The following is a 16,070-nucleotide window of genomic DNA, read 5'->3' on the forward strand; positions in this document are numbered from 1 at the left end:
CTTTCACTTGCGTATTTTGCAATGGCGAGAGATGGCGCATTTTTGCCTAGTTTTGCAAAAGTGCATCAAAATACCACAGTCCTTACATATCAATTTTTTTTTCAAGCAGTCATCGCAGTTCTTTTTTATCAATAAAAGAGGTTGAAGTCTTGCTTTATATAATCACTTGTTCATCTTGGTATTGTTTTGTTTGACGGTCCTTAGCCATTTCAATTTGAAAAAATGAGGCTTAAATCGGATTATAAAATCCCTTTTATCCTTTTCCTATATTAATTTATATTGTAGCGAATATTGCCGCTATGATCGTTCTATTTAAAGAAAAACCAATTACCGCATTATGGGGGTTAATGATTACGCTTAGCGCAATCCCCGTTTATTACGGTTCCAAGCTAAATCAAAAAAATTCAAAAAACTAAGAGCTTTCTGCTCTACATAACAAGGAGAAAAAGTATGAAATTTCTATTTCTACTATTATCTATTTCTTTTTTAACACCTTTGTTCGCCCAAGCGGGTAAAGCAGAAGGTGACACACTTCGATTCAAAACAACTGTACTTTCCGGATCTTATAATTCGGATTGGGAACCAAGAAATAGAGCTTTTCAGGCTTTGTATAACGGAACTTTGGAAGACAACTGGAACCATAAGAACAAAACTCATGGCGGCAAGTTGGGAGTTGATTATTACACACCTTTGTATGACAATCTATTCAGCCATTTGCTCTTTGGTATCAATTTCAGTGCAATCGGTGGTAAATACCCGATGTCAAGATACGGGCAGTCTCAAGTGCATAATGGAAAGTATTCCGGTGGTTACAGGCAAGTAGAAATTACATTCGGAACCGTCATTGATGCTTATCGAGGGCTTAGGATCATTCCTAAATTCGTACACCGTTCTTTAACACAAAGTTTAAAAAACGAAGTGGATTCTTATCTTTTTTCAGCAACCTCAATGGATACATTTTCCGGAAAAGAAATTTACAAAAGTAATGCGACACTCGGCTATTTCGGATTAGGTTTGGAATACGATCTTAGTCCGAATCTAACTGTTTATTTCGATTCGCTGCTGTATAGCAACCTTCTGGTCCAGTCCAACGGAAAATACCAAGCGGAAATTAAAACGCAAGGATTCTTGAGTTCAGCCGACAATTCAGCCAATACCCTAATGCGGCACAGTTACTCGGAAGGAAACTATAAGGTAAGTGGAAATAGATTTCTAATCGGAATGAGTTTTAAAATTTCCGATTCATTCCAATTTTTTATAACAACGGAAAGAGACACGATCAGAACAAAGATATCCAACCCGATCGGAACCAACGTGACAGGAATGGTTTCGTCCGCTTCCCTTGGTTTTGACGGGCAAATGGATGTCGTCAACAAGACACTTTATGAAAAGTTGCTTTACACAAGAGATCAAAGAATCATATCCACCACCACTCAGTTAGGTGTAGCAAAAGATTTTTATTTTTAAGAAGAAACTATCGGAGTCATACCCTCTGTTCGGAAAACATTTCCAATATAGGATATGACTTCGTCCTTCGCAAATACCAAAACCACATCTCCTCCTTTCACTTGCGTATTTCCGGAAGGAATCAAAAACTGTTCCCCTCGGGCAAAGAGTAGTCTATGGGATTCGGCGGAAAGTTTGATTTCGAACAAGGAAACGATAATGTATGCAGAGAGAAAAACCGGGCGAAATACCAACGGGAAAAACTGAGCAAATTATAATCCGCAAAATCAAGTCCACCCGGTCCGTCCCAACCGACTAACATACTGAAGATTAAAAAAATCAAAAGGATCGGAAATCCGAAACGAAAGAAAAGTTTGCCGGAAATAATGGAAAATAAAATAAGAGCGGATACGATAAATGTCTGTAAGGTGAAAGAATTGATTATTTAGCGGCTAGTTTATTTCCTCCCATTCAAAATTTCCAAAGCTTTTGCTCTTAGGATGGGATGAACTTTGAAATCGTCAGGATTCAGTTCTTTTACGGATTCCTCTCGGTTTGCGGCTTGATCGGAAACGGTAGAAATCTCCGAGGATTTGAACTTGTCTTTGCCCAGCCACTCGGACAAGGCCATCACCATTCGTTGGAATATCTCGTCTACCTTGTCCTGACGACCCGCCTTTTTATAATAACCGAAAGCAAGCATAGGAAGTCTCCTGTCGTACATAAAATGATCACCCAAACGAACAAGTCCGTCCTGGTAGCCGGTTTTGAGAAAGATCTCACGGGCCTTTCGGATATCGCCCGCATTAAAAGCCTGATTTCCTTCCCGGATCAGCTGTATTCTTTCCTTTGATTCCATGCTTATGTTATCGCTAGAAAATCTTGATTTTACAATAGAATTTTGTCTAAGTGATAAATAAAAAGGGGATCCAATGACAGAACTCATAGTAGGCAAGAAGGCACCGAGCTTTACAGCAAAAAACGCAAATGACGAATCAGTGAAACTTGCCGATTTAGTAGGCAAAAACGGAGTCGTGATCTATTTTTATCCGCGCGATATGACCCCGGGTTGTACAACGGAAGCTTGTGATTTTAGGGATAACTTCGCAAGAATCAAAAAATTAGGATTCAATGTTGTGGGCATTTCCAAAGACACAACCAAGTCTCATACAAAATTTATAGAGAAAGAAAGTCTCAATTTCGATCTGATTTCGGATGAGACAGGTGAAATTTGTGAAAAGTACGGCGTTTGGCGGGAAAAAGTATTTATGGGCCGCAAGGGTATGGGAATCGTTCGTACTACTTTTATCCTCGATTCCTCTCTCAAAATCAAAAAAATCTATGACAGTGTAAGGGTCAAAGGTCACGTAGAAGAAATCATCAAAGATATTCAGGAATTATAAGAAAAATGAAAATAGAAACTTCTCCTCTCAGCTTCCAAGTAGGCAATCTCAAAGGCAATACTCATTATAAAATCGAACTAGTATTCCAAGACGAAGTAAAAGAAAAACTTGGCAAAAAATTTCCGAACCAGGTAAATGCCAAAGTTTTTTCAGGTGATTTCGGACAAGAACTAAAAGATGAATCCGAACAAGTCCTATACATCGGTCTCGGTGAAAAAGAAAAACTCATCTTTCGTAAGTTAGCCGGTCTATTTATAAAATATGGCGAAAAAGTTTTAAAATGGAACGGAGTCGGTTTGGAAATCCATATTCAAAAAGAACTTACGAAACTTTTTTCTGCTGAAAGAATCGCTTATCAAATCGCAAACTCGCTTTCCATCGGATCTTATCCTGTCAGTGTTTTACAAACCAAGAAAAAAGAGAAAACCACTCCGGGTTCCATCGCACTCGTATTCGAAGATAAAAAATCCGAGAAGGAAGCGGCAAAAGGTTTGGAAAAAAGCAAAATTGTCGCCAAACATATCAATGGTGCAAGACATATCGCACATCTACCTGCCAATTATTTTACCCCGGATGATTTTGTTTCCCGTTCCAAAGAAATTGCAAAAGAAGGAAAACTCACTGTCAAAGTTTGGGATGACCCTCAATTGAAAAAAGAAGGTTTCGGGGGAATTCTCGCTGTTAGTCGGGGATCGGAACTGAGCGGCAAGATGGTGATCATCGAATACAAGCCTGCGAAAGCCAAAAAGAAATTTGCAATCGTCGGAAAAGGCCTCACCTTCGACACTGGCGGAATTTCCTTGAAACCTCCGGGTGAAATGCACGAGATGAAGTATGATATGTGCGGAGCCGCTGCCGCCATACATGCCATAGGTGCCATTGCGGCACTCAAAGCCCCCATCCATGTGATCGCAGCGATCGGGGTTGCGGAAAATATGCCCGATGGAAAGGCGATCAAACCGGGAGACGTTTACACTGCTTACAACGGAACTACTGTCGAAGTGCAAAACACGGATGCGGAAGGTAGACTTGTGCTCGGTGACGTTCTTTCCTATGTTTCCAAAAACTACAAGCCGGATTATATGGTCGATCTTGCCACTCTTACGGGTGCCGTAATCATCGCGTTAGGTCATGAAGCTGCGGGAATTATGACAAATTCCGACCCGCTTAGGGATGCTTTGCACAAAGCATCCGATGCGTCCGATGATCGGGTTTGGGAACTGCCTCTTTGGGAAGAATATGGCGAAGATTTGAAATCGGATATCGCCGATTTGAAAAATATCACAGGCGGCGGGAAAGGCGGCGGCACGATTTCTGCCGGAGTCTTTTTGTCCAAGTTTGTTTCCGAAGGAATTGATTGGGCTCATATCGATATCGCAGGTGCGGCTTGGAGAAAAAAAGCTTCAGGAACTCAAACCAGCGGACCTACCGGGTACGGGGTACGTCTGTTAGTTGAACTGGCAAACGAGCTGGCGAAGAAATAAACCGGACAAAAAGGCGAACAAATCGGAAGAAAAATTCCTGAAACAAGAAAGCCGCTTTACGAGAAGTAGGTGATGTGGTAGAAGGAGCGCATTGGGTGGCGGGGTGGTTAACCCCACCCAATGTCGATAGGGCGGGGATAGTATCCTAAAAACTCACAACAAAGACTTCCCTTCCAAAACGGATTTCAACTTCAAATACTGAGGGTGCTCCGAATCAATAACACCTAATTTCGACAATAGTCTCTTAGCCTTCTCTTCGTTACGAACCAACCGATAACATCCGATCAAATGAACCAAATTTTTAAAATGTTTCGGATCCCTTGATCTCAATCGTTCTCCCAGATCAATCGCTTTTTTGAAATGTTTCAACTTGCGATAAGCATAACTCAGTTGCAGCAGAATTTCATTGTCCGTAGGCAGATAAGTAAATATCTTTTCCAAGGTTTCTACAGCGGATTCATAGTCTTTGGCTTGAAGCGATGTTCGTGCGGATTCCCTAAGTTCTTCTTGAGCATCGTCGAGTGACGGGCGCTCTCCCTTCCACTCCAGGCGAATAAGTGTTAAATCATCAGAAAGATCTCCAAACAATTTAAGTCTTTCCGCCAAATCTTCCAAGTTTCCATTGGACTCTTCCACTCTACGCAAAAACTGAGTTTCGTCTTCATTGATTAGGCGATTTTCCGGAAATCCTTCCGACAAAATCAAATCATCCCGACCATCCGATCCGACAAACAATACATCTTCCGCCTGCAATGGAAAAATACGAATACGAATCTCTCCTTCCATTCCTTTGGTTCCGATCTTGCGTAATTCCAATTCCTCTTCGATAAAACACGCCACACCGTCCCGATAAAGAACCGTCCAAGGATGTTCCGCATTGATATAATAAAGTAATCCTGTTTCCTCTTCCACAAGGCCGATCACTACGGAGATAAGCATGGAACCGTCAAAAGACTCGAAGATAGATTGTAATTCCAAAAAACATTCTTTCAGCCAACGTTCCGGAGACTTTTCCTTGTATTCTTTTTTGGATTGAGTCCTTTTGATAAAAGATAAAAACACTACGCCAAGCACAAGTGCTCCGCCCGCCCCTTGCATGGATTTGCCCATGGCATCTCCGTTTACAAATACTGTGTATTTTTTTCCGTTTAATAGAATCACATCGGTGATGATGATATCGCCGCCGATTTCCCTTTTTTTGTTTCTAAACTCGAATTCTTTCTTTTGTTTGGTATAGGATTCGATTTGAACCAAAGGTGAATCCTGATGATTTGCAGAAAGAGGTTCAAGCAAAAGGGATGTGAGAAAATAGTCTCCGTCTTGTTGTATCTTTAACTCCTGTACGGTGGTAAGTGTCCTTTGTAAATCATTTGTTCTTTCTTCGACTTTTTTTTCCAAGGTAGCGTTGAGTTTTTCCACTTCCTTATGAACGCGAAGAAAACGATTGGCAAGTACGACGGCAATTCCCAAAACAAAAAATAGAAAACCAAATCGAAGCAGTCCCAAATTCTGAATGGGAAGAACCCCCATACTTCCCAAAACATCCCAGCACCCGGAGACAAACATGACAACAAAGCCAAATAACATTCGCTTTGCGTCCCGGTTCCCGGTAACTACCCCTCCGATAATCAAATAAAGGGTATATAATGAAAAAACTAAAACGGAAACCTGCCAAATCAATAAAATCTGTATGGAAACTGCGCGACTCACAAAAAACTGAACCAAAGCCAAAACACAGACAAAAATCAGATAAGAAAGAGAAATCTTGCTGAGGTATCCTCGAAAAAACTGTTCTGTAAAAAGAAGCAACCAGGCAGAAATAAAAAAAACTACGAAGTATTCCAACCGGGATTGAAGATAAGGTTCCAACTCCAAAATATAAACCGCTTGAGAACGGAATATCATATAAACGGATAAAAATACCGCAAACAACGCATAATATAGATTATATGTTTCTTTTTTTCTTTTTATATAAAATAATCCGTGGTACACACCGACAAAAAAATACAAAAAGAGAAGCATATAGGTAAAATACTCCTCGTTTATTTTCCTGTTTTCGGAAGCAAAATCGATTTTTGCTGGAATATCATTAAACAAACGATAAACGCTCAGTTCTTCACCAGGAGCGGAGGCAATCAGAATCCGAATCTCATTCCACCCGAGATTCAGACGATAACGATCCATACCAACGGTGATATGGCGCCTATACCCGCTTTTCAAAATCCGACCGTCTTCGATCTCCCCTCCCCGACTTACCAAATCACCGTTGATATATACTTGGTACACATTCGAAATATAAGGGATATGCAAACTGAACGCATCTTTTGCAGTTTCTTCCATATCCTTGTTTGTGATGATAAAACTCTTATGCATTGTCACATAACGAATATTATCCGGCTCAAAATTCAATTTCGGAACGATTTCGCTCAAAGGCAAAACATCCAATTGAATCCAACGGGGAGAACTGGGCAAAACTTCCAAAATCCATCCCGTAGTCACTTGCCAGTTTTTACTCAAGTCGATGGGTAAAGCGAAGGCCGGTGTAAAAGCAAAAAAGGCGAGTAGATAGAATACATATTTCATTCGAATCACCTTTCGCTCAAAAATAGAGTTCTCATCGCCAATCTTTTAGGAAGACTTGGCTTGAAACTCCAACTTCAAACCGAATGTCTCTTCAAACAGATCTTTTTTTTCTTCCACGGACCAAACTTCCAAATGCGGATCGTTTTCTTTCAAGTGGATCATTTCCAATACGACTTTGGAACCTTGGCGAACCGCCTTCACCTGATCAATCAAACATTTTTCCGATCTGTCCAATCCGTCTCCGATCCGAAGCAAGGAAGAAAGTTTTTTTACTAAAATTTGATCCTCGAGACGAAGAGATTTAAACTCTTCATGTTTTTGTTTGGGCCCGCCCTTTCTATGATAACGGGAAACAAGTGCGATGATCTCGATTTCCGAATTGGAAAATCCAACCATTGCCTCGGAGTTTTTAATAATATAATAACTATGTTTGTGATAGGAATGATGGGAAATACAAAGTCCCACTTGGTGAAGATGGCAAGCCGCTTCCAGATATTCTCTTTCCTGAGCTCCCAATCCGTGCATATCTCTCAAATCATCAAATAACTGTAAGGTGAGCTTTGCAACTTGTTCCGCATGTTTTTTCCCTTGCGGATACAAATTGGACACAGTTCGGAGCGCCTTGTCTCTGATATTATCCAAAGCGGGTAGGTTCGTATTCTCATGGCGATACCAACTTTCAATCGTATCATACACCATTCCGTCTCTGAGTGCAAAATCGGAAACAATCACGGAAGGCGCCTTCACCAGATGCAATACTTCATCCAAAACCAAAATCCCACCCACGATGATATCCGCTCGTTTGGAATCAAGTCCTGGGATTTTCAGACGTTTTTTCACACTATCCGCTTCCAAGACGGATTTACGAACTTCTTTGAACTGATCATAAGTAAATTCAAAGCCGTTCAAACGATCTAGTTTTTCCCCTCTGCCCTCCAAAATCATAGAAGTAACAGATGTTATACTACCGGAAGATCCGACAACTTGAAAGGGTTTCCATTGCTCAATTTGAGGTAAAAAGGCGGAAAGCACGGATTCGATGTGAATTCTACATTTTTGCAAATCCACAACTCCCAAAGGATCTTTTTTCAAAAACTTTTCCGTAAGCCGGATAGCACCCAGTTTCAAGCTCGTAGAAAAAAGAATCTCCCCTTTTTCCCCCACAAGTAGTTCAGTGCTTCCTCCGCCGATATCGATCATCAAAATCCGTTTATCGTAAACGGGAAGTCCCTGCAATATACCCAAATAAATGAGTCTTGCCTCTTCATTTCCCGAAACCACGTCAATTTTCAAACCCACTTCTTTCTCGGAGCGTTCAAGAAATATGTCTCTGTTTTCGGCTTCGCGTAACGCACTTGTGGCGACAGCCCTGATCTCAGCTTGGTAAGAATCGGCCAATGTTTTAAATCGTTTTAAGCAGGATAGCCCGCGTTCTATTGCATCTTCTTGAATGACCGCATAATCCCCGCTACCGCTTCCCAATCGAACGGACTCTTTTTCTTTTGTGATTGGTTCGAGGGTTCCATCGGCACGGATGCGAACGATGACTATATGAAAGGAATTGGTTCCCAGATCGATGGCAGCGAGTATCTTTTCATGAGAACTCGCCCCACTTCTCTTCTTTAAAAGTTGGCTGAATGGTAGCATTTTTCTAGTATCAATCCTATGAAAAATTTTTACGGTTGAAAGCAAAATCCTACCGAAAATTAATGGGAACAGGTAGTTTTAAGCTTTTCTGATGGTTTTTCGACTTACCATCTTCGTGATCCTACCGTTTCATACTTATTATCAGGACATCATATGATTTTTGACAACCTCTACGGACTATTTTCGAACGACATGGGTATCGATCTAGGCACAGCAAACACACTCGTTCATGTGAAAGGACAAGGCATTGTTCTCTCAGAACCATCCGTAGTAGCAGTCCAAGCTTCCACCGGAAGAGTCCTAGCAGTTGGCCAGGAAGCAAAACGAATGCTTGGTAGAACGCCGGGAGACATCGTTGCCATTCGCCCGATGAAAGACGGAGTGATTGCCGACTTTGAAACTGTGGAAAAGATGATCCGCTATTTCATCGCGAAAGTCCATAATCGCACTACATTTGTAAAACCTCGTATTGTTATTGGTGTTCCTTCCGGGATTACGGAAGTGGAAAGACGTGCCGTGCGGGAATCTGCAGAGCAAGCGGGAGCACGTGAAATCTTTCTCATCGAAGAAGCATTGGCAGCAGCCATCGGTGCCAACATCCCGATCCATGAGCCGGCAGGGAATATGATCGTAGATATCGGAGGAGGTACCACAGAAATCGCTGTGATCTCCCTCGGTGGTATGGTGATTGCCGAGTCCATCCGTACAGGAGGGGACGAATTTGACGAAGCTATTGTAAAATACCTTCGTAACCAATACAACCTTGTTGTAGGGGAAAGAACTGCGGAAGATATCAAACTTACCATTGGAAATGCATTCGCAGACAAACGAGTGGATACCATGGAAGTGAAAGGTAGAGATGCGATCTCCGGACTTCCTCGCACACTCGAACTGGATTCCAACGAAATCAGAAAAGCTCTCAAAGAACCTACCGACGAAATCCTCGACGGGATCAAGTCCGTGTTGGAAAGAACTCCTCCCGAACTTGCAGCCGACATCGTAGAAAGAGGAATCGTTCTCACAGGTGGTGGTTGCCTTCTTCGTGGTTTGGAACACTACCTCACCAAAGAAACAGGAGTTCCCGTTTTCCGTGCAGAAAACCCGCTCACTTGCGTGGTTCTGGGAACAGGACGTTATTTGGACGAGCTCAAATACATCAAACCGGGTATCAGATAATTCACCAATCGCCCGCTAGTCGGGCGTCGTCTCTTTTTCAAACTCCTCTCATATGACATAATTTTCCCCGGGAATCTTTAAAACCCCCACCCTTTTTAGGGTTGGGGGGAGTGGCTCGTGGGCTTGCAACAAACCACCTAACACAAAAAAATCGAATTGCCCATCCCTTTCCCAAAATCCCCGAAAAAAATAAAATTAAGTTCGCCTTTTTGACCATTTCTTGCAAAATCTTTGGGCGCCATTTCCGGCTCTCCGCTTCAATCTTTGCTACGCAAAGGATTTCCGCTATGATCCGGGGCGCGGATTCACCTAACAGATATTTTCATTAGACACGACGATTAGAAATCTTTGATTTTAATAAAAGTTATCTTGTGAATACCTGTTATATTATACTCAAAAAGGATCTATTCCTCTTATCGATGATCAATTCGAAGTTGTTAACATGGTATTAATGCTTTTAAAATATTCAGAACAGCAAATCTTTCTGATCAAGCAATCATAATCAAACTTCAAAATTTCATTTCCTATAACTGCGCAATCGCGATAAGCGAACCATCTGGTGGGATTTTGACCATTTCACATAATAACCAATTTTTAAAACATACGAAAGACTTAACCTTGTCTTTACTGCGATACTTTCTAAATAATCATTCTGAAACTACTCTAGAAAGTTCAGGAGGACGAGTTATACACTTATTTCAAAATTAGGAAATGCAAAAAATCAATTTCCCTATGCCGCGGCTTTTGAATTCTATTTAATTCTGATAAAATTATTTAGTAACAGAGAAAAACTTACTACATTTAAGATGGATATTGCTTTTAGAGAATTATATACTCCGAAAGCGCAAAATTTAAGAAGTTAGATTCAAACTGATCAGGACTCACATCTTGCCTTACAACATTTGTAAGGTGGTGTACGAAGGCTCAGTTCGTTGAATTCCAAATAGTCTCTAAAATCTGTTTTAACAATTTTTCCCGTTTTTCCGCCAGATGTTGGTGAACCAATTTGGGATGATGAAAACCGACAGTGGCTTCGAAAAATATTTTCCCCAGGTTTGTGGCAGAATCTCCTTGGATTGCTTTTTCATCCAAAGCTTTCTGAAGCAATAACTGAAGTTGGCGGTACATTTCATTTATATGTTTTACAACGAACGGTTTTAAAGATTCCGCCGCGATGTCAAACGCTTTGAAAAGCTCGGGATCCGTTTGGACTTTTTCTTTTTTCATTTGGTGAAAAGTAAGAAACCAGTCAAAGAGCAATTCTTTGGACGGCTTCTTCTTTTCGGTGATCTTTAAAAGAGTTTCATCAATTCGATTGAGCCATCTTTCGGAAACTGCATTGAGTAACTCTTGTTTGTCGGGAAAATGTTTATACAAAGCAACATGACTTACATCCAAATCTTTTGCAATGTCTACTAGTCTGAATTTTTCAAACCCATGCCGACGAATTCTTTCTTCGGCGGCATCGATTGCTTTTTCCCGAATTTCAAGCGGAGTCAGTCCCGTCCTAGGCATAACTCAACTTACTACATGTGCCATTCCTTGTGAAGGATATCTTTCTCCTAAAACTGCGTTTTCATGAAAAATCTCATTCAATCGGAATTTTTCCTCATCACTCAATAGGATCTCTGTTGCTTTTAGATTTTCAGCAAGCCTAGTTCTCTTGGAAGTTCCTATCAATGTGAGAATGTCCTCACCTTGGTTTGCCACCCAAGCAAGTGCGATCTGAGATGGAGTTGCACCTTTCCCATCCGCGATTTTTTTCAATTCCTCAACGAGAAGATTATTCTTAGTTAGGTTCTCGTTGGAAAATCTAGGAGAGAAAGAACGGAAGTCTCCTGCTGCTAAATTTCCGGTGATGGTTCCGGAAAGAAGTCCTCTGGACAAAGCACCGTAGGCAACAAGACTGATTCCCAATTCTCTTGTTGTAGGTAGAATTTTTTTCTCAGCTACCCGGGTCGCTAGAGAGTATTCAATTTCCAAAGCAGAAACAGGATGCACTTTATGCGCTCTTCGGATCACTTCTTCTCCTGATTCGGAAAGTCCTAAATAACGAACCTTTCCTTCTTGTATGAGTTCCGAAATCGCACCGACCGTATCTTCTACAGGAACCTCAGGATCAGGACGAGAAGGCTGGTACAAATCAATATAATCCGTTCCTAATCTTTGCAATGAGTAACTGATAAAATTTTTCACTGCCTGCGGTCTTACGTCATAGCCTAAAAATTGCCCATTATGGGAGCGGAGTGCTCCGAATTTGACACTAATGAAAAACTTTTCCCTTTTGCCTTTGATTGCTTCACGTAACAAAAGTTCGTTGTGGCCCATTCCGTAAAAGTCGCCCGTATTGAAAAAACTAATCCCTGCTTCCAATGCGGCATGAATCGTAGCGATGCTTTCTTTATCATCACGGGTGTCTTTATTTCCGTAAAAATCGGACATTCCCATACAACCCAGCCCAAACGAGGAAACCAGCGGTCCGCCTTTTCCTAAATTGATTTGTTTTAAATTTCCCATCTTCGTTCTCCGAAAGTTACAAGTTACATATAACGTAATATGTAACTTAATAAAGTCAATCCGTTTTTGGAAGAATTTTTAGGCGAAGGAAGAGGAGTCGGTTCCGAATGCGGGAAAAAAGAAAAATTCGTGCCTGCCCAGGGGACTAGCGGGAGAAAATTTGTAAGAGGTACCACAAATCTTTCTACGCACAAATGGGTTTAGGGCAAAAAGGCGAACTTATTTGAATAAAATTTCAAGGGAACGGTATCATCGCTTTACAGGGAGAGGTGATGTGATAGAGAGGAGAGTCATTGGGTGGCGGGTGGTTAACCATCCTAGTCTCATTAGAGCGGGGATAGTATTCTAAAAACTCGAACCCTATCCAACCCCCGCCTACACCCCTCTTAGAAACTCTGCAGCAGGGCTCGCAGCGGAAATCAAACGGAAAACATTCCCCGCTCTTTTTCGCGGAACATCCTGTTCCGACGAAAAAACTCCGGCCATCCTTGGCCTCCGTTACCGCGAGAATTGCTTTCCGTATTTAAGAATGAATCACTTTACTTGTTTTCCGTTTGATTGGAGCAAAGAGCCCAGTCTCCCACCTAATGGATCAAAGGTGAATCTCCGATCAATCGACGGTAGCGAGGCCAGGACGGCCGAAGCTCGTGCGTCGTGGCAGGAATGTCACGCGCACAGGAGCCGGAAGCATCGAACGTTTATTTGGTAACAACTTGGAAAGTAACTCGGCGGTTGATTCCGTCTGTTTCGGAAAAACCGGAAATAGGAGCGGTAGAACCGGATGCTTTCGTAGTGATTCTTTCAGCAGGAATTCCTTGTTTTACAAGTGCATCTTTTACTGCATCGGCACGAATTTGAGAATAATATCCGTTACCTTTTTTAGCGCCTTCTGCTTCTTCCGGACCGGATGCGTCAGCATGTCCGATGATTTGCAAAAGATACTCTGCAGGAAGTTTGTTCAAAGCTTCTTTGATATAAGCAACATTGTCTTTTGCCCAAGTATTGAAGTCTTCTTTTTGAATGTCAGCTTGTTTGTAGCTAAATCCTCTTTTACGAACTCCATCCGGATAACGGTAATCTTTCAGTGCCGTGTTGATTTCGTCCAAAGCTACCAAATTCAAGTCGCGTGAAGAGACAGTGTTTGAAGTATTGGATGAAGTGGATGTATCTGCTTGTGGTTCTTGCTTAGGTTCTGTAGAAGAACAATTAGAAATAGCGAGCGAAATACCAGCGATGAGGAGAAGATTAAAAATTCCTTTTTTCATCAGTTGACCTACCTTTCAGATTCCATAGTTTAGAACTTTTCATTAGATAACAACCGAAAATGCAAATATTTGTTACCGTTTCCGAAGAATACAATCAATCCCGCCTGGATATTTTCCTAAAAGACAATGCAGGCGATGATTTGTCCCGATCTACGGTACAAAAATGGATCGATTCCGGATTTGTTAAGAATTCGGAAAACCTGGAGAAGCCTCTCAAAAACGGACATAAAGTCTCCACCGAAGAAAAATACGTAATCGAAATTCCTCCCAAACCTCCTTCCCGCTTGGAGCCTGTGCAAATGGACATTCCTGTTTTGTACGAGGAAGAAGAGTTTATGGTGATTCATAAAAAAGCGGGCATTCCTTGTCATAGCGGACCGGGTGACGACTCTCCTTCGCTCGTGAACGGATTACTCTATCAATTTCAAAATTTGTCCAGTGTGGGCGGAGACAGAAGACCGGGGATTGTACATCGTTTGGACAAACCTACGGAAGGAGTGCTTGTCATTGCAAAATCGGACAGAGCGCACGCCGCACTTTCAAAAATGTTCCAAGAAAGAATGGTGAAAAAAAGTTATTATGCTTGGGTTTTGCAATCTCCTGTGGAAGGAGAAGGCAAAATCAATCTACCGATCGGGCGCCATCCCGTAGAAAGAATCAAGATGTGTGTCAGAGAGGACGGAAGAGCCGCAGTCACTCATTACAAAACGGAAAAAATCATTCAGACTCATACGGGGAGAAAGTATTCTTTTTTATCTTTGGATTTGGAAACAGGCAGGACCCACCAAATTCGTGTTCACTTACAAAAATCGGGTTGTCCCGTCGTAGGTGACAGTCTGTATTCCAGATCGGCAAAAGAATATGCTCAGTACGGATTGTTGTTATTTTCCAAACGGATTGAATTTCCTCACCCGTTTCAAACGGAAAAGACGGTGGCCGTGGAATTGGATTTTCCCGAAAGATTCAAAACTTTTGAAAGAAAATGTGTTAGTTATTAAATCATAATCAAACTCTAGTTGTGGTTTATGTTCTTTGTGCTAAGAATCCTACTTGTATCTTTCTTCTTTTGGATTCTGTTTCCCGCTTGGGAAAGGATTTATTTTTATCATTTCGGGGAAGTAGCAAATAGCGATGCATTTTACCCCTTTTTGTTTGCAGGTGATTTTTGGGTTTCTCCATCCTATGTAACAGGATGGTCCCTCCCCCCTTCCCATTGTTTTTTTCCTGACGTTTTGTTTTTTATCTTAAGCTATCCTCTCTCGGGGGAAGTTTTCCAGCTATATTCCTTTTATGCGGGATTTTGTTTTATTTTTGTTTATTATTTTTTTCGGCAAATGGAAATTCCAAATTATGCGAGTTTGGCGGGAACTGTTTTCCTTCTGAAATTAGGAGAAATTTCACCGGATTCCTGGGGGCAATTTTATCTACCTGGATTTCACTCCGCTGAAATTTTTATGGTAATGTGTTTTTTTATTTTATTCAAAAAGAAAGATAAGACACGGGTTTCTTTTGTTTTTCTTTTTACCATGCTTACTACTGTTAGTTTATTTTCCGAGCCATGGTTTGTCGTTCATTCGGCTCTTCCTCTATTGATTTTATTTTTAACGGACAAAGGAATCCGCAAATATAAAATCATCATTTATATCATTGTTTCCGTAATTCTATACCAGATCTTTTTATTTTACTTGGTTCGTCTCGGGTTTCAGTCCTACAATCCGAATGAATTTCCAATTAAAAAATTACTGCTGGAAACCTTGGCTTCATTCAAAACAAATCCTGTTTCACATTTATCTTCCGTCTTTATCAAAAATTCGAAACTTCCCGTTTCAAAATTTTTATTTCCAACTTATTGGATCTTCGTTTTATTCTTTATACTGTCCTGGAAAAAATTTCAAAAACGAGTCAATGACAAAGAAACCTATCATTCTACGATTCCTTATATATATTTGATTCTATCCCCTTTTTGCGGATTATTGTTTTTATCCTTAACTGGAATAGAATTTAATGCCCGTTATCTGTTCATTTTACCGATTTCCTGTTTCGGTCTGTTTTATTATTTTCTGAAAAAAAGAAAGATTTTACTGAGAGTTTTCGTATCTACTTTCCTTGCATTTAGTTTCATAGGTTCGAACCGTTTCATCCCCGATCCAAAATTACAAGAACAGATTCTGTCCGATAAAACCAAACAAAACCATCGAATCGAATGCACTGTGCAAACCTGGACAAAATGGGGAAAGCCCGTCGGAGCTTCCAGTTATTGGCCCGTGAAATATCTGAAAGCAATGAGCAAAGAACCAATCCATTTGATTCCACTAACCGAGTCCGGAAAGTATTATCCTTGGGTCCACAACCGAAATTGGGATACGGGGATTACAAAATTAGATGATATCGACTCTTTTGGTTGGGCAATTGTAGAAGGTGAAAAGAAGGAAATTTGGAATCGAAAAGGAGTGGAATTTGTGTCTTGCGAAAACTGGCAGCTTATCCACTTCGGTTTATCTCAATAAATTTTGATTGGATTTTTAGAAAATCCCAATTAATTTTGCGAT

At 41.0% G+C, this 16,070-nt stretch carries 13 protein-coding genes; 6 read left to right on the forward strand and 7 right to left on the reverse strand.

From position 1 onward, the window contains the following. Nucleotides 1-450: 450 nt before the first annotated feature. Nucleotides 451-1,467, forward strand: a complete 1,017-nt coding sequence (locus tag EHS11_RS11985; protein ID WP_135764646.1) for a hypothetical protein — start codon at nt 451-453, stop codon at nt 1,465-1,467. Here the strand turns inward: EHS11_RS11985 and EHS11_RS11990 are convergent. After that, nucleotides 1,464-1,700, reverse strand: a complete 237-nt coding sequence (locus EHS11_RS11990; RefSeq protein WP_135764647.1) for a hypothetical protein — start codon at nt 1,698-1,700, stop codon at nt 1,464-1,466. The two genes, EHS11_RS11985 and EHS11_RS11990, sit on opposite strands and share 4 nt — an antisense overlap. A 203-nt stretch (nt 1,701-1,903) precedes the next feature. Next, the gene (locus EHS11_RS12000) at nt 1,904-2,305 is read right to left on the reverse strand and encodes a hypothetical protein (RefSeq protein ID WP_135764648.1); all 402 of its coding nucleotides are present in this window, start codon (nt 2,303-2,305) and stop codon (nt 1,904-1,906) included. A 73-nt stretch (nt 2,306-2,378) separates the two neighbouring features. Between EHS11_RS12000 and bcp the strand changes: the two genes are divergently transcribed. Together bcp and EHS11_RS12010 are read left to right on the forward strand one after the other, a co-directional pair. After that, nucleotides 2,379-2,849 carry a thioredoxin-dependent thiol peroxidase gene (gene bcp / locus EHS11_RS12005; protein WP_135764649.1) on the forward strand — a complete coding sequence of 157 codons (471 nt, stop codon included), beginning with the start codon at nt 2,379-2,381 and terminating at the stop codon, nt 2,847-2,849. Nucleotides 2,850-2,854: 5 nt separating this feature from the next. Further along, complete coding sequence (locus tag EHS11_RS12010; RefSeq protein ID WP_135764650.1) at nt 2,855-4,333, forward strand: leucyl aminopeptidase; 1,479 nt, start codon at nt 2,855-2,857, stop codon at nt 4,331-4,333. Nucleotides 4,334-4,486: 153 nt separating this feature from the next. Here the strand turns inward: EHS11_RS12010 and EHS11_RS12015 are convergent, their stop codons facing one another. Further along, nucleotides 4,487-6,916 carry a SpoIIE family protein phosphatase gene (locus EHS11_RS12015; protein ID WP_135764651.1) on the reverse strand — a complete coding sequence of 810 codons (2,430 nt, stop codon included), beginning with the start codon at nt 6,914-6,916 and terminating at the stop codon, nt 4,487-4,489. A gap of 45 nt (nt 6,917-6,961) precedes the next feature. Further along, complete coding sequence (locus EHS11_RS12020) at nt 6,962-8,563, reverse strand: Ppx/GppA phosphatase family protein (protein ID WP_135764652.1); 1,602 nt, start codon at nt 8,561-8,563, stop codon at nt 6,962-6,964. 153 nt (nt 8,564-8,716) lie between these two features. Between EHS11_RS12020 and EHS11_RS12025 the strand changes: the two genes are divergently transcribed. Then, entirely contained in the window at nt 8,717-9,739 is a 1,023-nt protein-coding gene (locus EHS11_RS12025; RefSeq protein WP_002972591.1) for a rod shape-determining protein, read from the forward strand. Nucleotides 9,740-10,663: 924 nt separating this feature from the next. On the opposite strand, the gene EHS11_RS12030 is transcribed toward EHS11_RS12025, so the two are convergent. From EHS11_RS12030 to loa22, 3 genes are all read right to left on the reverse strand, one after another. Further along, a complete protein-coding gene (locus EHS11_RS12030) occupies nt 10,664-11,254 on the reverse strand; it encodes a TetR/AcrR family transcriptional regulator (protein WP_135764653.1) in 591 nt (196 codons plus the stop codon). A 3-nt stretch (nt 11,255-11,257) separates the two neighbouring features. Continuing rightward, a complete protein-coding gene (locus EHS11_RS12035; protein WP_135764654.1) occupies nt 11,258-12,256 on the reverse strand; it encodes an aldo/keto reductase in 999 nt (332 codons plus the stop codon). A 698-nt stretch (nt 12,257-12,954) separates the two neighbouring features. Next, nucleotides 12,955-13,521, reverse strand: a complete 567-nt coding sequence (gene loa22, locus EHS11_RS12040) for an OmpA family outer membrane lipoprotein Loa22 (RefSeq protein WP_135764655.1) — start codon at nt 13,519-13,521, stop codon at nt 12,955-12,957. Between the two features lie 59 nt (nt 13,522-13,580). On the opposite strand from loa22, the gene EHS11_RS12045 reads away from it, so the two are divergent. Both EHS11_RS12045 and EHS11_RS12050 read left to right on the forward strand, forming a co-directional pair. Further along, nucleotides 13,581-14,519, forward strand: a complete 939-nt coding sequence (locus EHS11_RS12045) for an RluA family pseudouridine synthase (RefSeq protein ID WP_135764656.1) — start codon at nt 13,581-13,583, stop codon at nt 14,517-14,519. A gap of 27 nt (nt 14,520-14,546) precedes the next feature. Continuing rightward, entirely contained in the window at nt 14,547-16,028 is a 1,482-nt protein-coding gene (locus tag EHS11_RS12050; protein WP_135764657.1) for a hypothetical protein, read from the forward strand. The last annotated feature ends 42 nt before the right edge of the window (nt 16,029-16,070 follow it).

Source organism: Leptospira ilyithenensis (genome assembly GCF_004771005.1).
Classification (GTDB): Bacteria; Spirochaetota; Leptospiria; order Leptospirales; family Leptospiraceae; genus Leptospira_A; species Leptospira_A ilyithenensis.